Here is a 22,738-nt window from a genome sequence, read left to right as displayed (position 1 = left end):
AGCTCATAGAAGACAACGGCGACAGCATCGTCTTTACTCGCTCTTCAGAGTTGAGTGGCGGTGGGACCATTGCTGGCTCCGGCCGTGTCGAAGTAGGCCAAGAACGCGTCCTTCCACTTGCGCAGGGGTTCGGCCCAGGCGAGCGATTTCGCGGATGAGACACGCTGGTAGGCTCTCGACAAGACGAGCGGCCAGGAGTCGGCCTTGGGTGGGGGCGGCTAGATCGAAGAAGTCTCGCACTTGCTGGGCGCAGTGGTAGGCGACTTCGACACTGATAGCACCTCATCTGCCGTGAAGGCTGCGCGGAGTCGTTCTTGTTGACGTAGGGTGTGCCTTGTGGCGGGAAGCCACTACATGCACGTCGCTTCCAAGGGCCTAATCCCAGTTCAGTTGGACTGCGGAATCTCACGATTACTATCGCTCCCTAAGACGATAGAGACAACACGACTCACAGGTCGCCAAACATGCTATGACTACCCATAAACCCTTTGAAACGAGGCTTAAATTGGTAGACAATCCCCCTGCCCCAAATACCGGCCGCCCGCTCGATCCCGAAACCCGTTTCTTCCCCGTACGGGCGCCGGGACCGGGCGATGCCCTCATGCATGCCTTCAGCGGGCTGGGGAGTCGCTTCCGCATCGGCAAAGATGTCGCTCTTGATCTCAAGGGCCAGTTCGCGCACGGCACGCATCCGGAGATGCGCTCGACGGCTGATTGGATGCGTTCGCAGTATTCCGTCCCGGGCAGCATTTCTCCGACATGGCGTGACGATATTGATCACGGGGCCATCGCTGGATCAGACCGCTACTACTCAGACGAAGAGAGCTTCATCGAAGACTTTCACGTCACGGGGTTCGATCACATCGGGCACGTCGGAGCTTTTTCCCTCACCCCAATCATCGACAACGGCATCATTCCCGCAGATTGCAGGTCAGCTCCGCCCGCACAAATGAACGAGCTGTACCACCAATATCAATTCACCGCTGACCCGCTACCGGATGGGGTTTTCATCGAGATTTGCCTCCTTGCCGAGGACCATGGTTCGCGCGGGTATGCGCCGCAGGTTCGTTTCCTGGAGCGAGTCACATTCAATAATCTTTCTCCGCTATCGATCGACGAGCTCGTCACTCAACACATCATTGAAGGAGTTTCTGCCCATGTTGGAGACGTTAAAGCCCCTGATTGGGAAGCTCTGTTCGGATACTTCCGTAACGCCCGAGAACTTTGAGAACGGCTACGCCTTCTCGAGTTACAACACCGACTTCTTTGCGGTCTGGACCATCGAAGACAGGTTTTTCTTCAGTTGGCCCGAACGCCACCCAAGCGCCATATTCTGCATCGACACCCAGAGCTCGACGATAGCCTCGTACATCGTTATCGCTGCGGTTGGAGCACTGCGCCGCGCGGACCTTTTCCAGGACGCCATCTTGCCTGCCACCCTCACCGATGAGCTGCGTAGCCGGTGGGTTTCCTCCCCCACCCGCTGGCCTCGCGTCACGAACTATCAGTACATCGCAAATCCGGAGCTGTCCCTCAATTCGAGGAACTGCGCCGCGCTTCGACAGCTGCAGTTTGCCGTGCAGTTTTCGGTCGAGGACTACCTCAACTCGTACCTCAACGCCGACGCAAGTCCAGCGCTCACCCCGTTCAGGACATCATTCGAGCCATATCTACGCCAGCTCAGCAACGCGGGCGTCGACATCTCACGGATAAGTCCCCCGATGTCCGGCCGATAGAAAGGCTTCTAAGGGCCGAGGCCATGGGTCCGCACCGTGCAGATCGGCATTTCCACCGGCGACACGCACGGCGTTTCACGCGCTGATTCCACCGCCGGCCACGCCGACACCCTCCCAGGTAGGACAAGGTGGAGACGGCACCCCCGACGCACCCACCACTCCTAAGAAGGACCTCTCCTTCGAAGAAGCCCTGGGCAGCACCGACGAGCAGCCGCACAGTGGAAGGCCTGCAGCAGACGCGCCCGCCACCAACGCGGACGAGGCCGCAGACGCAGGGAAGGCTGGCCACGGCTCCGGGGACGCAAATGGCTCCGGTAAGGCTGATACCGACGCTAAGCAGGGGCACGATTCCGGCGAGCGCGCGGACGCTGACCCCAAGGCGAAGGACCACTCCGCCAACGGTAAGGCCGACGACACCACTGATTCGTCGCGCCACGGCGACAAGACCGAGGCCGCGAAAAACGAGCCGGACAAGCCCGCGTCGGATAAGTCCCACAAGGAAGACGACGCCGACGGCAAGTCCAATAAGGACGAGGCCGACACGCACAAGTCCGACAAGGATTCGGCCGAGCGCGCAGACGCCGATCCGAAGGCGAAGGACCACTCCGCCAACGGCAAGGCCGACGACGCCGCTGACTCGGCGCGCCACGGTGACAAGACCGAGGCCGACAAACCCGCGTCGGACAAGTCCCACAAGGAAGACGACGCCGCACACCACGACGGCGACGAGCACCCCAAGGACACCGACGACAAGCACACCACCAAGGACGGCGAGACCGACGCCGACACCAAGTCCGACAACGATTCGGCCAAGCACGCGGACCCCGATCCGGAGGCGAAGGATCACTCTGCCAACGGCAAGGCCGACGACGCTGCTGATTCGTCGCACCGCGGCGACAAGTCCGAGACCGACAAGGGCGAGACAGATAAGCCCACCTCGGACAAGTCTCACCAGGCAGACGACGCCGCACACCACGACGACGCCGAGCACCCCAAGGACACCGACAGCGAGACCACCAAGAAGGACGCCGACCCGAAGTCGAAGGACCACTCCGCCAACGACAAGGCAGACGACGCCGACGATTCGGCGCGCCGCAGCGACAAGTCCGAGACCGACAAGGCCGAGGCAGATAAGCCCACCTCGGACAAGTCTCACCAGGCAGACGACGCCGCACACCACGACGACGCCGAGCACCCCAAGGACACCGACGGCGACGCCAAGTCCGACAAGGACGCCGACAACTCGAAGCACTCCAAGGAAGAGAACACACCCAAGCACGACAAGGACGCGGACCAGCAGAAGGGTACCGACTCAACAGCAGACAAGCATGCCCGCAACGGGCGGTCCGACGACGCTGCGGATGCCAGGCCGCACCGCGACAAGGAAGAGACAGGTTCATCTACCAAAGACCCCGACAGCGAGCATCCCGATGATTCTTCTCGAAAGAACAGCGAGTCCGAGTCCGCTGACGGCGACTCCGGCGATTCATCGCGCGATGAGCACGGCACGGAGCACGGAGATCGTGACGCCGACGGCGATTCGGGCGAGCACGAAAGCTCTGCGAGTGACGAAGGTGAGGAGAAAAAGGAGTACGAGGATCTGCACGATCACTCACACGATGGCGAGGTAGATCCCTCGTACGACCCCAGCACTGATCCTCACACCAAGTGCGACGAGGACTATGACACCCCACCAGACCCGTCCATCGACCAGACTGTCGGCTTCCCCGAGGGCGTCGACCCCTACACCACGCCCCCCGGACGCGCCGCCAGCTTCAGGAGGCGCTGGAGGCCTGGCCGGAATACATGCAGAAAGAACTCCCACAAGACGCAAAGGAATGGCACACGGGCAGGTTCGGCTTCGATGACATGGTCAATCCCGAGCGTGCCCTGGGCTTCAATCCCGACGGTTCTCCACGGTCGATGAAGGACTTCATGGATACCTTCTTCGACAAGGAGAAGGGCCAACCCGTGTGGCCATTCGATGTCGCTGGTAAACGAAAGAATGGCGCGCTCCTCAATGCGGGCTACCATGAGTACGACTCGATTCAACCTTTCATTGACAAGCACGGGTCAGACCTGTGCCGACTCGGAGACCCCGAGGGCAAGTTCGCGGCCGCAATGCACAAGGACGGCACGCTTCCATCGTTTGGCGAGTGAGGATTGTTCCAGCCCTTCTCGCTGGGCGCACCGGATATGCGCGCACGCCTGACCGGAGAACTTCCCGAGGGACACATCGTCAAATACGGCCAGGTCGCCCCCGCTTTTGGCCAACCCGGAGGAGCTATACAGTTACAAATTTGGGGTCCAGACTTGGAAACGGGTACAATTAGAGAGTTGAAACTGAAAGAGTGGGAAACGCGAGGTATCATTCGCTATGTTAAGAGAGATTGACGAAGATGAGTTCATCCGCACTTTCGTTGCCTTGCTTAAGCGAGAGCCTTTTGTCGTCAGTGAGGATCACGTGTAGTTTTCGACCAATGATCCCGCCATCATGACCCACGTGTGGCGCAGAGGCGACTTCTACTTGGGCGGATCAAGCGAACGCACCCCTGACCCCGGCACCTACGTGCGGTCAGGCTCTCTTACCCCGGTGAAGCAGTGCTCGTCATGGACAACTTCGACCTACTACGGATCCGCCTTGGCCTCAAGGACTTTGGTATCACTTATCGGCACGTGCTGATCGCACCGAACTGGTCCCACAGGCCCGGCCCCAATCAATACTCCCTTGAGCTGTGCCACAACGATCAACCCACCGGCACCATCGTTGGCAAATGGTCCGACGAAGCCACCAAGCTGACCTGGTTCCTCAACCACACGCCCGAACGCCTCCTCGACATCGCCCACATCGAGGACGTCGAGGAGGCCTGCCAGGCCCTCTTCGGAACCACACACATCCCCTACAGCAAAAAATACGACTAAGACACGGCAGACCTGCTACCTATTCAGAGAAGCAGACGCCCCCGGGACCATTGACTATGACGAACACAATTGCGGACGATGAGTTTATCAAGACCCTCGTCCCCTTGCTTGACCGAGAAATTTACGTTGTCAGCGAGGATCACGTGTGGTTTCGGAGCAACGATCTTAATGTCATGATCCACGCGTGGTACGAGGACGGTTTCTACTCGGGCGGGTCAAGCGAACGCCTCTCTCCCCCTGGCACCAGCATGTGGGCAGATTCTCTTACCCCCGTGAAGCAGTGGCTGCTCATGTACAACTTTGATCTACTGCGCTATTGCCTCGGCCTCGAGTATTTTGACATCAGGTTTCGGGAGCTGCTGATCGCGCCGAACTGGTCCCACAGGCCCGGCCCGAATCAATACTCCCTTGAGCTGTGCCACAACGATCAACCCACCGGCGTCTTCGCAGGCAAATGGTCTGACGAAGCCACCAACCTGACATGGTTCCTGAACCACACGCCCGAGCGCCTCCTCGAGATAGCCCACATCGAGGACGTCGAGGAGGCCTGCCAGGCCCTCTTCGGAACCACACACATCCCCTTCAACAAAGAAGACGACTGACACCGGATAGCCCTGCTATCTATTCAGAGAAGCAGACGCCCCCGGGACCATTGATCATGACGAACACGATTAGCAAAGATGAGTTCATCCGGACCCTCATTGCCTTGCTTAAGCGAGAGCTCTTTGGGCTCTTCATAATTGGGGGTGTAGTTGGGTTCTGAATCCTCCTGTTTCGAGGAGTGCTCGGGTGATGTAGTGGGTGAGGTTTCGAAATCCGAGGGCGGATCCGCGTAGGTGTTCGAGGCGGCCTTTGATGGCTTCGGTGGGTCCATTGCTGGTGTCGGGGTGGTCGAAGTAGGCCAGGATGTCCCTGGCTCGGCGTTTGAGTGTCCTGCCCAAGGTGGTGAGCTCCGTGAGGGAGCGAGGGACGCCCGCGTCGCTGAGACGGTCTATTTCGGCTTGCATCAGGGCCTTACCCGCACTCGTGTCGGGCGCCCGGTAGGCGTCGATGATGTTCTGGTAGACGCTCCAGGTGACTTCGAGTGCGACGTGGCAATCGCTGGCGAACAGGTCGAGTATCTGGTGTTGCTGGAGCGGCGTGAGCAGGCATGAGCGGGTGTATAACATCCTGCGAGCCTTATACAGGGGATCCGTGGCACGCCCGCGCCGATGGTGAAGTTCTTGCCCGGTAGGTTTGCAGCACTCATCGAGAGCATCACCGGCGAGGTGTACGACGTGGAAGGGGTCCATGACCGCGGTTGCATCTGGGAGCTCGTCAGCGGCTGCGTTTCCCGCCCAGGATTCACCAGGGCAGTAGAATCGAGGCAGTCGATACCTCGCCTCGAGGAGGAGCAACCGTCACATGAACGAAGAACTCGCCGCATACATCACGCGTCTGTGCGAACTCTCCGGGCACACAACGCGGATCGATGATGATTTGATCCTGGTCGAGCCGGGTGAAGACTTTATCTACGACGCATTCACCATGGTCAAGGAGTACTACGCCTACGGCGAGGTCGATAAATACTCATTCGGCGGGTCACGCTTCGGCTCCGCGTCCTTCGAGATCTTCAAGAAGTTCGCGGTCATGCACTTCGCCGCAGACATTCGCGCAGCACACCAGCTCCCACCCCTGAGTGTCCCAGCAGTGACCGACGTTCACCCCAGCTTTTCCATCGAATTCCTCGAACCAATCGCGTACCTGCTAACAAGCAAAGCCTCCCCCATTCCCACGACATACACAAGCTTCTCGCCAACTGCGCTGCTCTCATTGTCATACCTGATGGGCACGCCAAGCGACGACCTGCTCTCCCTCGTCTTCGAACCGTCGGGCGCCGGATACGCCGCGCTGTACCAGCAGAGCTAACACTCCCCGCTCCCGGTGCTAGCTCACGGAGCACAGGACGAGAGCGTCGGTCACACCTCCTCCCCTCGTACGACGGGAGGAGGTGTACCATTTCGCGCTCGCCCGTCAGTTGCGATGTCCGCAGAGGCAATGACCCGAAGGAGTGAGTGCCCATGCTGAAAGAATTCGACGATCTCATATCCACGCTCTGCGCGAACTCTTCAGTCGTGCGCAAGGAACGAGACGGCAGACTGTTCTTCACTGTCGATGGAATTCTCTTTGATTCTTTCTGGTACTCGACAGACAACTACCGCTTCGGCACGAGCGAACGCCCAAGCCGCGTCGGCGCAACGCTGCGAACCCCGAGTTCGACAGTTGCGAGATATGAGTTGGTGCGCCTTCTGGGCGGCTACAACCGATGGTCGCATGGGCGGCAGGCAGTCGAGCTAGCGGCTGACCCGGATTCCCTCCAAGCAAGCTGGACGATAAGCCCCGGACAACTGTTCGGCGAGCAGATCCTGTCAATGCGCAGTTGCCCCGACGTAGAGTTCACCTCGTTCGACGAACAACGCGCGTACAAGCTCGCACATCTCATGCAGTATCCCTTTGAGGACGCACTACAGCTGTATCTGGGTGAGTAGAACCAACGCACCTAACAGGGGCTGCGTGCGCGGCTTCGTAGTCGATCGCTCTCGCGACCACCGCTTCAGCACACCGCACGTAGGTAGGATTGGGGAAGCCTGCCTCGATGGCACAATCGGCGCACGCCCCAACCTAGCGAAGGGAGCCAGTCATGTGGGAAGAGTTTCGTAGCCTCGCGCTCCCACTCCTCGGCGAGCACTTTCCCCCGAATCTCGTCAAAGATAACGGTGACCGTCTCGTCTTTATCGATAGGCGTAGTCTGGCAAGCTTTTTCGTCACCGAGAACGCACGAGGACTTACCATCGGCCGCTACGAAGAACGCAATACCGTCGGTACGTTCTTCACGAGCCCTTCCATTGAGTTGGCGACCATAGCACTGACACTCCTCGCACGCGAGGGGCTGGGCAAGCTCGTCGATATGCACTATCCTACGGACGAGCTTCTAGGCCCCGTGCCGGGCACCGACTACAGCATCGCTGATGAAGGTACCGATGGTTATTATCTGACGCACAAAACTGACAGCACACTGAGCGCAGATTGCGACTATTTTACATACGCCCGCGCAATTGCACTCGCAGCTTCGGCACGCGGTGCGTAGGTAGGATGGGGGTGGCCTGCCTCGATGACGCAATCGGCGCAGGCCCCAACCTAGCGAAGGGAGCCAGTCATGTGGGAAGAGTTTCGTAGCCTCGCGCTCCCACTCCTCGGCGAGCACTTTCCCCCTGAACTCATCGAAGACAACGGTGACAGTCTCACCTTCGTTGATAGACGAGAACGTCTACGTTTTTTTCTCACCGAGAGCGCACAAGGAATTACGATCGGTGACTACGAAGAACGCAATACCGTCGGTACGTTCTTCACGAGCCCTTCCATTGAGTTGGCGACCATAGCACTGACGCTCCTCGTACGCGAGGGGCTCGGCGAGCTCGTCGATATGGACTATCCTCCGGACGAGCTTCTAGGCCCCGTGCCGGGCACCGACTACAGCATCACGGAAGACAGATCCAGCGGATTTCACCTCACCCACAAAACTGACAGCACACTACGCGCATACTGCGACTATTTTACATACGCGCGCGCAATTGCAGTCGCTGCTTCAGCACGCGGCACCTAGGTAGGATGGGGATAGCCTGCCTCGATGACGCAATCGGCGCAGGCCCCAACCTAGCGAAGGGAGCCAGTCATGTGGGAAGAGTTTCGCAGCCACGCACTTGCGCTTCTCGGCGAGCACTTTCCCCCGGAGCTCATCGAAGACAACGGTGACAGCATCTCCTTCACCAGCAGGCGTGACTTCAGAAGCTACGTTCTCACCGAGACTGAGAGGGGAATCATCATTGCCTACGAGGGTGAACGAAACACCGTGGTCCCGTTCTGCATAACCAAATCTCCCGAACTCGCCACCACGTGTCTCACTCTGCTCGCACGCGACGGGATAGCCACGCTCACGGACATGTCGTACACGCCTCGGGATCTCTTAGGACCCATCCCGCACACGGCATTCACCATTTCGAAGAAGTTCCCACCGTTCTTCGATCTCAACTCGACTATCGATCCCGCGGTATCCGCGAAATGCCGATCATTCGCATGCGCTCGAGCTATCGCCGAGGCCTCGGCCCCCTCCCCGGACTCACCGCGGCCGTAGAATCAAGACAGCCGATAGCGCACGCCGAGGAAGAGAAGCCGTCACATGAATGAAGAACTCGCTGCATACATCACTCGCCTGTGTGAGCTATCCGGACACACAACGTGGATCGAGGATGATTCGATCCGCATCGAGCCGGGTGAAGACTTTATCTACGACGCATTCACCATGGTCGAGGAATACTACGCCTACGGTACGATCGATAAGTACTCATTCAGCGGGGAACGCTTCGGAACCGCGTCCTTCGAGATCTTCAAGAAGTTCGCGGTCATGCACTTCGCCGCCGACATTCGCACAGCACACCAGCTCCCACCCCTCACCCTCCCGCCAGTGACCGACATTCACCCCAGCTTTTCCATCGAATTCCTCGAACCGATCGCGTACCTGCTGACAAGCAAAGCCTCCCCCATTCCCACGACATACACAAACGTCTCGCCAGCTGCGCTGCTCTCGTTGTCATATCTGATGGGCACATCAAGCGACGACCTGCTCTCCCTCGTCCTCGAACCCTCCGGCACCGGATACGCCGCGCTGTACCAGCAGAGCTGACACTCCTCTCTCCCGGCGCTAGCTCACGGAACACGAGACGAGAGCGTCGGTCACACCTCCTCGCCTCGTAGGACGGGAGGAGGTGTGCCATTTCGCGCTCGCCCGTCAGTTACGATGTCCGCAGAGGCAACGACCCGAAGGAATGAGTGCCCATGCTGGAAGAATTCAACGATCTCATATCCAGGTGGCGGCAACACCCGGTCGCCCACACTCAACACGGAAGAGCCACGAACCGCAGCCACAAGTACGAAGGCCTCGACAAATGAACATCTTTCTCACGGCGAACATGAAGACATACGATGAGTTTGCCGCTCTCTACTCCGAGGGGGACGAAAAGCGCGTGCGGTGGGGCAAGAGCCTCTTCATCGAGGCGCTCAGCAACACCGATCCCGCGCAGCGTTACCCGATGTGCGACTTCCTGCTAGACCGCGATTGCGTTCTCGATGCCGGTACCACGGACGGAACGAACCCGTTCCATATTCTCTTCGCGCAAGGCGCGCGCGACGTCGACCGGGACGTCGCGCTATGCCGCCGCCTCCTGGATCGACGCGTAGCGCTCGGTCAACCGGACAAGAACGGGTGTATCCCCCTCGTCCACCTGATCTCCACGCAGGAGTACTCCGACGAAGAGCTCACCCCCCTGTACGACCTCGTCTTCGCGTCTCCCGACCCCGGTTTCGACATCGAGCTGACGGGCTCACACGACACCATGTACGACGTCGCTCGCCGTTGGCCCCATCGCCAGGCCTTGGCTGATCGCATTGCACGCTACCTCGCGGCCGGAAGCGAGAAACACACAAAGGAACACGCATGACCACATTCATTAACAACGCCGGCGCCGCCATCGTTTCGCGCAAAATTGTCGAACGAACCGGCAACATCAAGTGGCTGACCCGCGAGGAACCCTTCGCCCCTCAGGACTCCGGCTGGCGCGTGCTATCCGACCGCGACACCGCCGAGTACCTGGACGATCCAAAAAATATGACCGTCGTTGACTTCAACGATCTGTGCGACATTGAGCCCGCCTGCATCGGCATCTACGACCTGCCGATCGGCTCCGACATTCAACTCGTCGTCGAGCCTGACGGCCGCCGACGCTGGTTCGATAACAAGACCGAAAAAGAGATTTCCTTCCGCTGACTGAAGCAGCGGCCCCGCCTTCACAGGTGAGTGAGCCACACGAGCGTCGCGTACGGGATGGTGACCTGCTCCCCCGGCGCATACCCGAGGTGGTCGTACAGGTACCAGCGCAGGTTCTCCTGCATGCGCGCCCTCCCCGCCTCCGACGAACGGATATACGAGGAGCGGGTCGTTCCCAGGGTAAGGATCTCCTCGGGGGTCATACGGTCCTCCCACGCGACCTGCGTGAGGGTCATCGGCGCGAAGTTGCCACCGGGCGTGGGCGGCCTGTCGGGGCGGTGCACGTCGCCCGAGCGCATGATGCGGGTCAGGCGATGCACCCACGGAATCGACACAGCCATCTGATTCCACACGATCCCAAGCACCCCTCCGGGCGCCAGGATTCGGGCCGCCTCGAGGCCCGCACGCTCGGGATCCATCCAGTGCCAGGACTGTGCAAACACGACGATGTCATACAGGCCGTTCGGTAACCCAGTGTCTTCCGCGACACCGTCGTGCCACCTCACACCTTCGACAGACGAGGCCTGGGAGCGCATCGCATCGGAGGGTTCGACCGCGTCCACGAGGAGACCGCCGCGAACCAGGAGCTCGCTCATCTTGCCGGTGCCCGCACCGATGTCGGCGGCGCGCAGTGGGCCATCCCGACCTGGAGCGTTCACGCCCCGCCCGCTCCGCGCGGCGTCGATCAACGCGGCCACGGCCTCGTCCGGGTAGGCCGGGCGCACGGAGTTGTAGGCACCGCCCTCCCCGACGAAAGGATTCGCGTCGAGGGAACCGGACATGCTGTTCGGCATCGTGTCACGATCCCCGTACTGAGGCCACGAATGAGTGGTAGCCGCACGCCCGGCCACGGCCTCGTTATTGGGCGCGCTCACAGGAGCGAGCTCCCCAGTCGGCACACGTTGTCGACGTAGTGGACGTACCACGGCTGGCCGCGCCACTCCTCGTAGGTCAGCTCGCGAGAGCGCTCGCGCGTGCGCTCATCGTTGGCGAGCAGCAGCTCAACCAGACGGGAGCTGTCGGCGACCAGCGTGATCTCGTAGTTGAGGCCGAAGGAGCGCACGTCCATGTTCGACGAGCCGATCGCGCACAGGCTCCCATCAACGACGACGTACTTGGAGTGCAGCATCGTGGGCTTGCGGTACAGGTGGACGCGCACGCCCGCCTTCAGGAGGGGCCCGTAGTAGGAGCGCTGCGCGTGCCCCACGAGGAACTGGTCGAACTGCTCGGAGACGAAGAGATCGACCGTGACGCCGGATAGGGCCGCGTTCGTCAGGGCGGCCATGAGGGCCTCGTCGGGGATGAAGTAGGGGCTCGTGATGGACACGTGGGTGCGCGCCGAGGACACCATGGCCACGAAGGCGCGCAGGTTGGGCTCGCCCCTGTAGGCCGGCCCCGACGGGACGATCTGCATCGACGAGGCCTCGATCTCCTCCCGCCGGGCCTCGGCCCGCGTCTCCGGAGGGTTCAGGAGGGCGGGCGTCAAGACCTCCTTGCACGCGTAGTACCAGTCGACGGCGAAGACCGCCTGAATCTGGGCCACGATCGCTCCCGTGACGGCCACGCTCGTGTCCTCATACGTGATGCCCGCCCGCGCGAAGGCGGGCGTGTCGTAGTCCGGCGCGACCAGGTTGTGGGAGCCGACGTAGGCCTCGCGCCCATCGACCACGAGGAGCTTGCGGTGATTACGCAGGTCGGGGCGGCGTATCTGCCCGCGCAGAGGCGCGAAGGGCAGCATCTCGTGCCACTCGATGCCCGCCTCGGCGAGGCGCCGACGGAAGTCCCGATGCCCGGGGATCGTGCGCATGCCGTGGTGGTCGACCAGGAGGCGCACCGTGACCCCGCGCCCCGCGGCGCGCGCGAGGGCCTCGTAGAAGGGAGCCGTGTACTCGTCCCACGAGGTCTGGTAGTACAGGGCGTTGACGTGGTGGGTGGCGCCGTCGACGCTGGCGGCCATCGCACGGAAGGTCTGTGCCGTGTCGTTGTAGAGGCGGGTGACGCGGCCGCTGGAGGCCGGGAAGCCGCTGAGCTCACCCGTCATGCGCATGAGGGCGCTGGCCGGGCCCTCGACGCCGGGCGACGCCTCGTCGGACTCGGGTTCGGGGGGAACCGAGGCGGCGAGGATGCTATCGACGAGGGAGCGGGCCTCGGGATCGTCGTCGAGGCGACGCCCCATCGCCCACCACGAGCCGAACACGACGTAGAGGGGAACGCCCACGAAGGGCATCAGGAAGATGAGGAGCAGCCACGCCGTCGACGTGGCGGCGCGCCGGTGCTTCGGCACGACACCGAGGGCGACGACGCGGATGGCAAACTCGACGGCCCCGAGGAGGAGCCACGCCCACAGCGGCGGTTCGGGGGGTGGCGCAAACATGTGTCTATGGTACAAAGCGCGCCAGGTCCTGGGCCGCCCAGCGCTGCCAGTGCGGCGCGTAGGTCGCGCCATCCCGGGCCAGTGCCCGGCGGCGGCGCTCGGCCTCGCCGGGGTCGGCCAGCCAGATCATCAGGTCCGCGTCCGCCTCGACGGCGCCGCAGCCCTCGATGATCGTGGGCCTGGCCGGGACCCTCCTTGTTCGCCCCACCGCGTCCGCCTCCCAGTCCCATGCGACGTACGAGGAATCCCTGCCCGCGCGCAGGTCGGCCGCGATGGCGCGGGCGACGCGCGCGCCGGCGTCCAGGCCGTCCCAGCCGGGGTACCAGTCGTCCATGTGGAGAACCTGCCACGTCGAGTCGGCGGCGGCAAGGGCTCGGGCGAGGGTGCTCTTGCCCGAGCCCGAGTATCCGTCGACCGTGACGACGGGGACGCGCGTCACGGGCCCGGACCCGCCCGCAGGCTGCTTTTGCGCGACCTGGGCGCCGAATCGGCGACGGAGCGCGCGCAGGAGCGGGGCGAGGCGGCGCGAGGCCTCCTCGGGTGCGACACCCACCGGGATGGTGATGGCGCGCCTGCCGTCGGTGCGCGAGCTCGTCCACGCCTGAGGTGTCATCGGCCTACCGGGGCGAAGGTGCCCGTCCAGATGCTCACGCCGAGCGCGATCACGGGAATGGCGAGGGCGACGACCATGAGGACCGCGTCGGCGCCGCGCATGCGGGAGGGGCGCGCCCACGTGCGCGCGCCCGCCGCGCCGAAGCCTCGGGCCTCCATGGTGGTGGCGAGCTTGCCGGAGCGGCGCAGCGCAAAGACCAGGAGCGAGAACGCTCCCCTGAGGAAGGAGCGGACGCGGGAGGCGTCCCCGACGCCGCGGGCGCGCCGCGCACGCTCGAGGGCCTTCCAGTCGGCGGCCATGAGGGAGGTCATGCGCGCACCCGCGAGGGCGGCGAGCACGGGCCGGGCGGGCAGGTGGAGGATCTGCGCCAGCCCGTCACCCATGTCGGTCGGGTCGATGCGGTCGAGAAGCCCGATCGCGGGAACAACCATGGCGCACATGCGCAGCGCGATACCCAGGGCCAGCCAGGCGGAGTGCTCGGAGACCACGGCGGGCCCACACTCCCAGAACACCCGTCCTCCCGGCGCCCCATACAGGAGCATGGAGAGGGCCGCGAGGGGCGCGGCCACCAGGAGCGGCGTGGCCTTGAGAGCGAAGCTGCGCAACGAGACCCCCGACAGGGGGAGCAGGACAAGCTCAAGGGCAAGGGCGACGCCCGCGCTGACCGGGTCGATCGAGGCGAGCAGGGGCGTCGTCGCAACCAGGAGGGCGAGCACGCGGGCCACGGGGTTCGTGTGACGCAGCAAGCCACGAAGCCCGCTCCGCCGAGTCTTCGCCGATTCTGCGCGCCCACCACGGGCGTTGTCGGCGCGGGAGGCATCGGCCTCGTCCCCGGAATCCTTGGACGCGCCACGGCGTCCCAGTTCACCCAGGTCAATGACTCGGTCACCCATGGCCGCCACGAACGCGGGATCGTGGGTGATGGACACCAGGGTGACCCCGCGGGCGAGGGCTCCGCGCAGCAGGCGGACGAGGCCCAGCCACGTTCCCCGGTCCTGCCCGAAGGTGGGCTCATCCAGGATGAGCAGCTCGGGGGCGCTGATGAGCGCGGTTGCCACGGAGAGGCGCCGCTTCTCGCCTCCCGACAGGGTCATGGGGTTGGCGCGGGCCAGGGCGGATAGGCCCAGGGCCTCCAGATGTTCCTCGACGAGGGGGCCGATCTCCTCCTCGTTGAGGCCCGCCGCGCGAGGCCCGATCGCGAGCTCGTCGGCGACCGTGGAGGCCAGGAACTGGTACTCGGGCTCCTGAAAGACCATGGAGACACGCCCGAGGAGGCGGCGGCTGGTCCACGCGTGCGGGTCGCCGCGCTCTCCGTCAGCGGTTGCTATCTCGACGGCGCCCGCGATGGGGGGCAGCAGGCCGGCGAGGGTCAGGGCGAACGTCGACTTTCCCGCGCCGTTCGCGCCGACGATGCAGGTCGACACCCCGCGTTCAATCGACACGTCGATCCCGCGGCGCACGGGGGCGGCAGGGTCGTATCCGATCGTCAGATCGTTCGCGCGCGCAATCGTGCGTGCGGCCGCGGACGGCGGGGGCGCCTCCCGATCCCTCGATTCCGGGGAGGGCAGCGGCCCGGCCTGGGCGGCGACGTCATCGCCGGGAAGCCAGATGCCGCAATCGCGCAGCTCCCGACCGCGCTGCTTGAGGACCTCGTCCAGGGGTCCGTCGGCCGCGATCGCACCGTCCGCGACCACGATGACACGATCCACGAGGGATGCCCACACGTCGACCCGGTGTTCGACGACGACCAGGGTCGCGCCCGTGCGCTCCACGACCGACTCGACGGCGCGGCGAACCTCCGCAACGCCCACCGGGTCGAGGTTCGCGGTCGGCTCATCCAAGAGGAGGAGGCCCGGCCCCATCGCCAGGATGGACGCCAGCGCGAGGCGCTGCTTCTGGCCCCCCGACAGCTGCGTCGTCGGATGGTCGAGGGCGACATCCAGGCCGACGGCGTCCAGCGCGTCGCTCACGCGCGGCCAGATGTCGGCGCGAGCCACCCCCAAGTTCTCCATGCCGAAGGCCACGTCGTCGCCGACACGGGCCAGGACCACCTGGGCCTCGGGGTCCTGCATGAGCAGGCCGACGCGTCCGCGCGCACGCTCCGGAGCGACGCCGTCGACGGTGAGCGTGCCGGTGGCCTCGCCCTCCTCGGCGCCCCCCAGGAGCCCGGCCAGGCCCCCCATGAGGGTCGACTTTCCCGACCCGGACGGTCCCAGCACGAGGACGCGCTCGCCGGGCGCAATGTCGAGGTCGACGCCCGATAGCGCGGCCCGCTTGCGCCCCGCGTGACGCCACCCCCAGCCGCGTGCGCGCACGCGCGCGCCCTCCCCGGGCGCGGCCGACGCGTCGAGGGAGGAAAGGCGCTGGGCGGAGGCGTCCACGGCCTCGTCCCCGGGCCGAGTGTCAGACAAGCTCGCGCGTCCCCCGACCGGAGGCAAAGGCATTGAGTGCCCCCGTGGCAGCCAGCGCCCTCGTCAGCGCCCAGGCGAGAACCCCGGCGAGGAAGACGCCGGAGACAACTCCGCACGCCAGGTAGGAGGCGTTGTAGAGGGCGCCCTTGGCGAGGTGCCCGGCGGTGAAAAGCTCGAGGACCCACTCCAGCGCGAAGGACGCAGCGCCGGCACCGGCCACGACCCCCACGTTGTAGCGGCGGTAGGCGACCAGGGCGAAGACGATCTCGGCGCCCAGGCCCTGCGCGATGCCCGAATACAGGGTCTCCACCGCCCACTGGGAGCCCAGCCCCATGGACACGGTGGCGGCGAGCACCTCGACGAAGAAGGCGGCGCCCGGCTTGCGGATGATGTAACCGCCGAGGGTTCCGCCCAGCAGCCAGATACCGGTGAGGAGACCGCCCAGGCCGGGGGCGATGGCCTTGAGGAACTCGTAGCCCGCGTAACCCACCTGGTTCCAGGCGACGAAGATGAGGCCGCACGCGACGCCGAGGACGGCGGCGGTGACGATGTCGATAACCCTCCAGCGGAAGGAGGTGGTGGTAGCCATGCGAATGTCGTTCCCTTCGTGTTGCACAGCGGCCACGAGGAAAGAGCCTTCCTACGCCGGTACGACCCGGATCAGGTTCTACGGTCGGGGCCTATCCCCTCTCAGCTCCCGCGGAGCTCCCGTGGCACGAACGCGAGCATAGTCACTCGCCATGTGTTCCGCTACTCATGCAGGTGAGGGCCGGTATGGGGACCCTCGCCCGTGCCGCCGTCGCCGAGAATACCGCGGGATGCGCGACGCAGGAGGTAGTGACGATTCGCGAACGCCGCGCCGACGATGAAGACAATCCAGATGATGGAGTAGATCAGGCCGGGCCGGGTGTCGTCCCAGGCCGCCAGGATGACGCCCATGGCTCCCATGAAGGCCAGGACCACCCAGGCGCTCAGCGCGCCGCCGGGTGCCTTGAAGTGCGACGTCGCGTGCAGCTGGGGACGCTTGCGCAGGTACACCAGATAGGACACGACGATGACGACCCACACGCCCATGAAGAGGGTGGCGGACACGGAAGTCACCAGGGTGAAGGCCCCCGAGATCGATCCGCCCATCCCCATGATGACGATGCCCGACAGGAGGCACACGCAGGACAGGAACAGGGCGTTGAGGGGGACGTGATGCTTGGACAGACGCGAGAACACGCCCGGGGCCTGCTCCTGGCGGGCAAGGCCGTAGAGCATGCGCGAGGTCGAATAGATGCCCGAGTTCGCGCTGGAGGCCGCCGAGGACAGCACCACCAGGTTCACGATCGTCGCGGCGGCGCCGAGGCCGGTCAGGGAGAACATCGTGACGAAGGGGGAGGACTCGGGACTCACCTGGTCCCAGGGGGTCACCATCATGATCGCGGCCAGGGCGGCGACGTAGAAGAGCATGATGCGCACGGGAATCGAGTTGACGGCCTTGGGGAGCGTGCGGTCCGGGTCGTCGGTCTCGGCGACCGTGGTGCCCACCATCTCGATCCCGATGAAGGCGAAGAGGGCGATCTGGAAGCCTCCGAGGAATCCCGTGAAACCCTGGGGGAAGAACCCGCCGTGGGACCACAGGTTCGAGACGGCCGCGCTGGTGCCCGCCTCGTCAACGGTGCCCATGGCGACCATCGTGAAGCCGACAATCACGAGGGCGACAATGGCGACGATCTTGATGAGGGCGAACCAGAACTCCGTCTCCCCGAAGGCCTTGACGGTCATCGCGTTGAGGCCAAAGAGGAGCAGCGTCGTGGCGCAGATGGGGATCCAGGCGGGCAGGTGCGGCCACCAGAAGCGCGCGTAGCCCGTGATCGCGACCATGTCGGCGACGCCGGTGACGACCCAGCACGCCCAGTACGTCCACCCCGTGACGAACCCCGCCCACGGGCCGATCAGGTCGCGCGCGATGTCCGCGAAGGTCGCGTACTTGCGGTCGGAGAGCAGGAGCTCGCCGAGGGTGCGCATGAAGAGGAAGAGGACGACGCCGATGATCGTGTAGACCAGCAGGATGGAGGGACCCGCGACGGAGATCGTCTTACCCGATCCCATGAAGAGACCCGTGCCGATCGCGCCGCCGATGGCGATCAGCTGAATGTGGCGGTTCTTCAGCGTGCGCTGAAGCTTCTCCCCGCCGCCCCTGTCGGTATCGCTGTGCTCGACGTGCTCACCAGTCATCGTTTCCCTTTCCGCCAGGTTCCACCCACCGGGGGTGTTTTGCGCGGCCTTTGCGCGCTCTCGCGAAGTGTTTGACCCTCCAACGCTACCCTACCGGTCCGGGCGGGACCGTATCTGCCACCCCATAAGACGCGCCACTGCCCCGCCCTGTGCGGCGAGCGCGGACCTCGCGTGGCACTCCCCGACCATTCAGGTTAGGTTGACCTTATGACACGAGATCGAAAGCTCGCCACCACCGAGGAGGCCTCCGCCTCCTTCCCCCTCATCTCGACGGCGACGGTTCCCACTGCGCGCCCCACCCGCTACGGCAAGCAGCTCGTGACCCACATGGCTCACAAGATCACGGGAGCATGGGACGAGGCGTCCTCCACCGGTTACCTGCTCTTCGACCGGGAGGGACCCGCGGTGGGACGCGTCGATGTTTCGTGCTCTCCGGACTCGCTGCTCTTGCGCCTGGCTTCGACGAGCGAGCGGGCGCAACACCTCGAGCACGTCGTCGGGATTCACCTGGCTCGCTTCGGCGCGCGCGACTCCCTGGCCGTCTCGTGGCAGCGGATCGACGGTGGAGAGGGGACCCACCAGGGGCCCCTCACACTCGAGGAGGTCGAGGCGCACGCCCGCGCGCGAAAGGCCGCACGCCGGGCGCCGGATGGGATGCCCGAGCGGTCCGCGGGCTCGGAAAGCAACTAGGGCGAGGCGCACAGACCCCCGCGACGTCGCGGCCGCGAGGGTCTCATTCCGGCGGGGATTCCCGCGGGAACTGGCGCGGGGGGAGGGCTAGCGTCCCTCCAGGTAGTTCTTGGCGGCGACGAGGACCTGGTCCCACATGCCGATCGCGTCGTCGTACGCCTGGGAGGCCACGGCCTCGTCGTCGGACACCGACGCAAGCCCAGACTCCTCGACGTGGATGCCCACGCCGCCTCGCTCGTCCGACAGGGACACCTCGACGCGCGTCGCGTGCTCCTCCGGCAGCTCGTCGTCGGCCAGCGGATACCAGCGGAAGGCCACCACGTCCATGGGGTCCTCCTCGGCCTTTTCGATCAGCCAATCCCCCGCGTCAGGGTCGCTCACTCGGTACAGGCCGTCGTCCCCGAGGCTCACCTCGTGGTCGCCGAGAGGCCCTTCATTGACCCACCAGCCCGGCTCCGACACGAGCGCCCACGCGGCCTCGATGTCGCAGTTCACGACCACGTCGGCCTCGACGCGATCCCGGTCGTCCTCTACGTCGGCGTCGGACGTCACACCAAAGATGCTCATGCATCAACGGTACCTTTTTGTGCGCTCCCCGTCACGCGAACAACGCGGGGAAAACCACCTCACGCCACGCGGAGCGCGCGAGGCCGCGGCCGACCCAAGGGAGGGGAATGCTGGCCGCGGCCTCGCGTGAGAAGGGTCAGGCAAGCCGCGTGATGCGGTAGCGCCAGTCGACGGGGCCCACCTCGAGGGTCTCCACGCGGTAGTGCTGCTCGGAGTCCTGCAGGTGAGCGAACAGTGGCTCAGGCTGGTGGGGCGCGCAGATCTGCAGGTTCTCACCCACGGGCAGCGCGTCAACCGCCGCGAAGAGGACGGCGTGCCGCACGACGCGGGGGATCGAGTGGATGACCAGCTCGTCGGCTCCGGGGGCATGGATCACTCCGGCTCCGCCCGGGTGCGCGTTGCCCTCGGCGTGTCCGCCCCCGCCGCAGCCGCAGCTTCCCGCCGTGGAGGCGATGGGTTCCGCGGCCATCTCGTGGGCGCGCTTGCCGTGCCCGTGGCCGTGGCCGCCACAGCCGCAGCCTCCCTCGGTGGGAGTAGTGTTCGCGTCTACCAGTTTGAACGTCTGGCGGTCAGTCATGTCTCTTCCTTCGCTCGTGCGGCCCCCGCGAGGCCATGTGGGTAAACCTCACCCAGTGTAGGGTCGCCTCATGGGCGGGCGCATGTTCTTTCCCGCGGCGCACGGTCACCTGATGAGGAACTCAGCCTCCACCTCGACGCTGACGTTGAGCGGCAGGGCAGCAACGCCGACGGCGCTGCGCGCGTGCTGGCTGCCGAAGACCTCTCCGAAGAGCTCGGAGGCGCCGTTGATGACTCCGGCCTGCCCGTAGAAGTCGGGGCGCGAGGACACGAAGCCGACGACCTTCACGACGCCGGCGAGGTTGTCAACCCCTCCCGCGACCGCCGCCGCCGCGGCAAGGGCGTTGAGCGCGCAGACGCGCGCCGCGTCCTTGGCGTCCTCGGGATCAGCCCCGTCCTCGCCGACCGCGCCGATGCACACGGGTTCGCCGTCCACGACGGGAATCTGGCCGGATGTGCGCACGACGCCGCGGTCGATGACGGCGGGAACGTAGGCGGCGACGGGCGTGGCGACGGCGGGCAGCTCGATGCCGAGTTCGGCGAGCTTCTCGGAGGGGAGCATGGAGGTCCTTTCGTTGTCCGTGACGAGGCTCGGGCCTCGTCCGTTGCATCCAGTGTAGGTGCGCTCTTCCCGGGGGGGGCGATCAACTGGGGTGCGGGCGTGAGATCACGGAGCGGGCCTCGTCGGTGAGGACTCACCGCGCGTGCCCCGCGTGTCGACAATCACGCGGGGCGCACTCTATTCAGGAGGCTTCAGCCCTGGGGTGCGGCCGGGGGTTGACCACCCTGACCCGGACCGCCCGCCGGGGGCTGTCCGCCTGCCGGGGGCTGTCCGCCTGCCGGGGGCTGTCCGCCCGCCGGGGGCTGTCCGCCCATCCCCATGCCGCCCTGGCCTGCGGTCGCCTCGGTGGCGTTTCCATCGACGCTCACCGTGTAGGTGGCACCGTTGGTCATGCCCGAGGTCGAGTAGATGACGTTACCGAAGGCCTTGAGCGAGGTGTACGCGCCGAGCGTTGTGCCCGACGAGTCGGTGATCGTCACCGTGGATCCTGCGGAGCCGGTCGCGGACGCGGAGACCCACCCCTGGCCGTCGGTCGTGGTTGGCATCTCAACCATCTCATTGGTGGCGAAGGCGATGACCGTGCCACCCGTGATGCTCATGGTGCCGTTGCTGTCGAGGCTGGAGTTCGCGCCGGATGCCGGACCGTACACGGTGGTCTCTCCGCCGCTGATGGTCAGCGACCCGTTGGAGTCCAGGCCGTCCCCGTTCGCGTTGACGGTGATGGTGCCGCCGGTGATGGTCAGCTGCTCGCCGGTATCCTCCATGGTTCCGCCGCCGTCACCCATGCCACCGGGGCCCGCCTGTGCGGCCGCGTCGCCCGAGGTCGTGGCCTCGCTCGTCTCCGCGCTCGCCGTGTCCGAGGCGGTCTCGGCCGTTGCGGCCAGTCCCTCCTCGACCGTGATCGAACCCGAGGCGTTGATGCCGTCGTCTGTGGAGGTCAGGTCGATCGTGCCGCCCGCGATCGTGATGAGTCCACCTTCGAGGGCCTCGTTCGACTGCGTGACGGTGACATCCGCGCCGTCCAGGACAGCGGCGACCTCGGTGTGGACGCCGTCGTCTCCGGAGGCGGCAGTGATCGTGCCGGAGCTGAGGCGCAGGGCTCCGTTGGAGTGAATGGCGTCGTCCCCGGAGTCCACGTCAATGGTGCCTCCGTCGACGATGACGTACGTTGACGCCTTGATGCCCTTGGTCGAGCCCGTGGACGGCTTGCCGCTCGCCGCTCCCCCGCCCGAGGTGATCGACAGGGTTCCGCCGGTCACGATGGCGTCGGTGGAGGCGTCGATGCCGTCGCCTCCCGAGGTCAGGGTGAGCACCCCGCCCGAGATGTTCACGTAGCCCTTGGTGTCGTCGTTGTCCTGGTCGGACTTGAGGGCGTCGCCACCGGAGGTGACCGCGACGGTGCCGCCCGCGACCGTCAGAGAGTCCTTGCCGCGCAGGCCATCATCCGAGGCGGTCGCGTTGATCGTCCCACTCAGGACATAGAGGTCGTCCTTGGAGGTGACCGCGTCCGAGGCGCCGGAGGTCACGTTCAGGGTGCCGCTGCCGGTGATCGTCAGGTCCATGTCCGCGTAGATCGCGGCATTGGCATCCTCCGTACCGTCGTAGCTTCCGTCGGTGACCGTCGAGGTTCCCTCCAGGGCCAGGACAAGGTCGTCGCCGCTGGTCGTCTCGATCGCCGCGCCCGTGGAGGAGGTGATGGTCGCATTGTCCAGGATCAGGACAACCCGGTCCTTGGAGCCCGCGGCGACGACGACCTTTCCGTCGAAGGACCCGCTCAGGCGGTAGACGCCGGCCGAGGAGATAGTCAGGACGCCGTCGCTTGCCGACACTGCCGCCGACGACGACGCGGCGGTCGTGCCGCTCAGGGTCACGTCAACGGCGTCGGAGTCCTTCCAGTCGCTGTCTTCCACGTGCGAGGCCTCCGCGTTGGCCGCCAGCGCGTCGCTCGCCGTGGGGGGCGCGGTCGTGTCGCCGTTGCTTCCGGCGGCCGCGGCTGTGGCCGTGGCGGCGGCGTGCCTGGAGGAGGCCAGGCCGGAGGAGCCGCAGGCTCCGAGCGCGAGCGCGCCAACGAGGGCGATCGCGCCGATCGTCCGCGCGGGGGTCATGATTTTCTTCAGGGCTTTCATTGTCTGTCTCTTCCTTCACTCAATCGGTCTCGTGTCGTGGCAGCGGGGCTCGGGCCGGCAAAGGCTCGGCCGGATCGC

25 protein-coding genes, 1 pseudogene and 1 riboswitch are annotated in these 22,738 nt (G+C 65.0%); of the genes and pseudogenes, 14 read left to right on the top strand and 12 right to left on the bottom strand.

Annotated elements, in window-relative coordinates; all coding sequences use genetic code 11:
* The first annotated feature begins 469 nt into the window (after positions 1-469).
* Both HMPREF9006_RS10405 and HMPREF9006_RS07095 read left to right on the top strand, forming a co-directional pair.
* Positions 470-1,228 carry a hypothetical protein gene (locus tag HMPREF9006_RS10405; RefSeq protein WP_232209858.1) on the top strand — a complete coding sequence of 253 codons (759 nt, stop codon included), beginning with the start codon at positions 470-472 and terminating at the stop codon, positions 1,226-1,228.
* Complete coding sequence (locus tag HMPREF9006_RS07095; protein WP_034231397.1) at positions 1,158-1,736, top strand: hypothetical protein; 579 nt, start codon at positions 1,158-1,160, stop codon at positions 1,734-1,736. The genes HMPREF9006_RS10405 and HMPREF9006_RS07095 overlap by 71 nt, the downstream gene beginning before the upstream one ends.
* Here HMPREF9006_RS07095 and HMPREF9006_RS10650 read toward each other — a convergent pair.
* A complete protein-coding gene (locus tag HMPREF9006_RS10650; protein ID WP_156794404.1) occupies positions 1,681-2,988 on the bottom strand; it encodes a hypothetical protein in 1,308 nt (435 codons plus the stop codon). The two genes, HMPREF9006_RS07095 and HMPREF9006_RS10650, sit on opposite strands and share 56 nt — an antisense overlap.
* Positions 2,989-3,542: 554 nt before the next feature.
* Between HMPREF9006_RS10650 and HMPREF9006_RS07090 the strand changes: the two genes are divergently transcribed.
* From HMPREF9006_RS07090 to HMPREF9006_RS10905, 3 genes are all read left to right on the top strand, one after another.
* Entirely contained in the window at positions 3,543-3,896 is a 354-nt protein-coding gene (locus tag HMPREF9006_RS07090) for a hypothetical protein (RefSeq protein WP_009212910.1), read from the top strand.
* A gap of 450 nt (positions 3,897-4,346) precedes the next feature.
* Positions 4,347-4,658 (top strand): hypothetical protein, encoded by a 312-nt coding sequence (locus HMPREF9006_RS10910; protein WP_009212909.1) that lies wholly within the window; start codon positions 4,347-4,349, stop codon positions 4,656-4,658.
* Positions 4,659-4,714: 56 nt separating this feature from the next.
* Complete coding sequence (locus tag HMPREF9006_RS10905) at positions 4,715-5,260, top strand: hypothetical protein (RefSeq protein ID WP_009212908.1); 546 nt, start codon at positions 4,715-4,717, stop codon at positions 5,258-5,260.
* Between the two features lie 132 nt (positions 5,261-5,392).
* Here HMPREF9006_RS10905 and HMPREF9006_RS07075 read toward each other — a convergent pair.
* Positions 5,393-5,986 (bottom strand): annotated as a pseudogene (locus HMPREF9006_RS07075) (ISL3 family transposase); the annotation flags it as partial.
* Between the two features lie 76 nt (positions 5,987-6,062).
* Here HMPREF9006_RS07075 and HMPREF9006_RS07070 point away from each other — a divergent pair.
* The 8 genes from HMPREF9006_RS07070 (at position 6,063) to HMPREF9006_RS07035 (ending at position 10,518) form a co-directional block, all read left to right on the top strand.
* On the top strand, positions 6,063-6,566 hold the full coding sequence (locus tag HMPREF9006_RS07070) for an Imm61 family immunity protein (RefSeq protein ID WP_009212906.1): 504 nt from the start codon (positions 6,063-6,065) through the stop codon (positions 6,564-6,566).
* Between the two features lie 152 nt (positions 6,567-6,718).
* Complete coding sequence (locus HMPREF9006_RS07065) at positions 6,719-7,186, top strand: hypothetical protein (RefSeq protein ID WP_009212905.1); 468 nt, start codon at positions 6,719-6,721, stop codon at positions 7,184-7,186.
* A gap of 152 nt (positions 7,187-7,338) precedes the next feature.
* Entirely contained in the window at positions 7,339-7,785 is a 447-nt protein-coding gene (locus HMPREF9006_RS07060) for a hypothetical protein (RefSeq protein ID WP_009212904.1), read from the top strand.
* Between the two features lie 69 nt (positions 7,786-7,854).
* The gene (locus tag HMPREF9006_RS07055) at positions 7,855-8,301 is read left to right on the top strand and encodes a hypothetical protein (RefSeq protein WP_009212903.1); all 447 of its coding nucleotides are present in this window, start codon (positions 7,855-7,857) and stop codon (positions 8,299-8,301) included.
* A 69-nt stretch (positions 8,302-8,370) separates the two neighbouring features.
* Positions 8,371-8,829, top strand: a complete 459-nt coding sequence (locus HMPREF9006_RS07050) for a hypothetical protein (RefSeq protein WP_009212902.1) — start codon at positions 8,371-8,373, stop codon at positions 8,827-8,829.
* 45 nt (positions 8,830-8,874) lie between these two features.
* On the top strand, positions 8,875-9,378 hold the full coding sequence (locus HMPREF9006_RS07045; protein ID WP_009212901.1) for an Imm61 family immunity protein: 504 nt from the start codon (positions 8,875-8,877) through the stop codon (positions 9,376-9,378).
* 262 nt (positions 9,379-9,640) lie between these two features.
* A complete protein-coding gene (locus HMPREF9006_RS07040; RefSeq protein ID WP_009212900.1) occupies positions 9,641-10,192 on the top strand; it encodes a hypothetical protein in 552 nt (183 codons plus the stop codon).
* Entirely contained in the window at positions 10,189-10,518 is a 330-nt protein-coding gene (locus tag HMPREF9006_RS07035; RefSeq protein WP_009212899.1) for a DUF2185 domain-containing protein, read from the top strand. The genes HMPREF9006_RS07040 and HMPREF9006_RS07035 overlap by 4 nt, the downstream gene beginning before the upstream one ends.
* A 20-nt stretch (positions 10,519-10,538) precedes the next feature.
* On the opposite strand, the gene HMPREF9006_RS07030 is transcribed toward HMPREF9006_RS07035, so the two are convergent.
* From HMPREF9006_RS07030 to HMPREF9006_RS07005, 6 genes are all read right to left on the bottom strand, one after another.
* A complete protein-coding gene (locus tag HMPREF9006_RS07030) occupies positions 10,539-11,393 on the bottom strand; it encodes a class I SAM-dependent methyltransferase (RefSeq protein ID WP_034231390.1) in 855 nt (284 codons plus the stop codon).
* Positions 11,390-12,892 carry a phospholipase D-like domain-containing protein gene (locus tag HMPREF9006_RS07025; protein WP_009212897.1) on the bottom strand — a complete coding sequence of 501 codons (1,503 nt, stop codon included), beginning with the start codon at positions 12,890-12,892 and terminating at the stop codon, positions 11,390-11,392. Before HMPREF9006_RS07025 ends, HMPREF9006_RS07030 begins: the two co-directional genes overlap by 4 nt.
* Before the next feature lie 4 nt (positions 12,893-12,896).
* Entirely contained in the window at positions 12,897-13,505 is a 609-nt protein-coding gene (locus tag HMPREF9006_RS07020) for a 4-amino-4-deoxychorismate synthase (RefSeq protein WP_009212896.1), read from the bottom strand.
* Positions 13,502-15,949: an ATP-binding cassette domain-containing protein gene (locus tag HMPREF9006_RS07015; protein WP_009212895.1), complete on the bottom strand. Its 2,448-nt coding sequence runs from the start codon at positions 15,947-15,949 to the stop codon at positions 13,502-13,504. Before HMPREF9006_RS07015 ends, HMPREF9006_RS07020 begins: the two co-directional genes overlap by 4 nt.
* On the bottom strand, positions 15,909-16,505 hold the full coding sequence (locus HMPREF9006_RS07010; RefSeq protein WP_034232264.1) for an ECF transporter S component: 597 nt from the start codon (positions 16,503-16,505) through the stop codon (positions 15,909-15,911). Before HMPREF9006_RS07010 ends, HMPREF9006_RS07015 begins: the two co-directional genes overlap by 41 nt.
* A 31-nt stretch (positions 16,506-16,536) precedes the next feature.
* Positions 16,537-16,638, bottom strand: a riboswitch (TPP riboswitch).
* 28 nt (positions 16,639-16,666) lie between these two features.
* Entirely contained in the window at positions 16,667-18,139 is a 1,473-nt protein-coding gene (locus HMPREF9006_RS07005) for an amino acid permease (RefSeq protein WP_009212893.1), read from the bottom strand.
* Between the two features lie 207 nt (positions 18,140-18,346).
* Here HMPREF9006_RS07005 and HMPREF9006_RS07000 point away from each other — a divergent pair, with 207 nt between their 5' ends.
* Positions 18,347-18,829: a DUF2218 domain-containing protein gene (locus HMPREF9006_RS07000; protein WP_009212892.1), complete on the top strand. Its 483-nt coding sequence runs from the start codon at positions 18,347-18,349 to the stop codon at positions 18,827-18,829.
* A gap of 87 nt (positions 18,830-18,916) precedes the next feature.
* Here the strand turns inward: HMPREF9006_RS07000 and HMPREF9006_RS06995 are convergent, their stop codons facing one another.
* The 4 genes from HMPREF9006_RS06995 to HMPREF9006_RS06980 form a co-directional block, all read right to left on the bottom strand.
* Positions 18,917-19,396, bottom strand: a complete 480-nt coding sequence (locus tag HMPREF9006_RS06995) for a toxin (RefSeq protein ID WP_009212891.1) — start codon at positions 19,394-19,396, stop codon at positions 18,917-18,919.
* 136 nt (positions 19,397-19,532) lie between these two features.
* On the bottom strand, positions 19,533-19,973 hold the full coding sequence (locus tag HMPREF9006_RS06990) for a DUF2249 domain-containing protein (protein ID WP_009212890.1): 441 nt from the start codon (positions 19,971-19,973) through the stop codon (positions 19,533-19,535).
* Between the two features lie 105 nt (positions 19,974-20,078).
* Positions 20,079-20,534: a RidA family protein gene (locus tag HMPREF9006_RS06985; RefSeq protein WP_009212889.1), complete on the bottom strand. Its 456-nt coding sequence runs from the start codon at positions 20,532-20,534 to the stop codon at positions 20,079-20,081.
* 191 nt (positions 20,535-20,725) lie between these two features.
* A complete protein-coding gene (locus HMPREF9006_RS06980; protein ID WP_009212888.1) occupies positions 20,726-22,660 on the bottom strand; it encodes a carbohydrate-binding domain-containing protein in 1,935 nt (644 codons plus the stop codon).
* Positions 22,661-22,738: the final 78 nt, after the last annotated feature.

The sequence above is a fragment of the Actinomyces sp. oral taxon 180 str. F0310 genome (genome assembly GCF_000185285.1).
Classification (GTDB): Bacteria; Actinomycetota; Actinomycetes; order Actinomycetales; family Actinomycetaceae; genus Pauljensenia.
The sequence above is the reverse complement of the archived record's forward strand: the minus strand, read 5'-3'. Positions and strand labels throughout refer to the sequence as shown.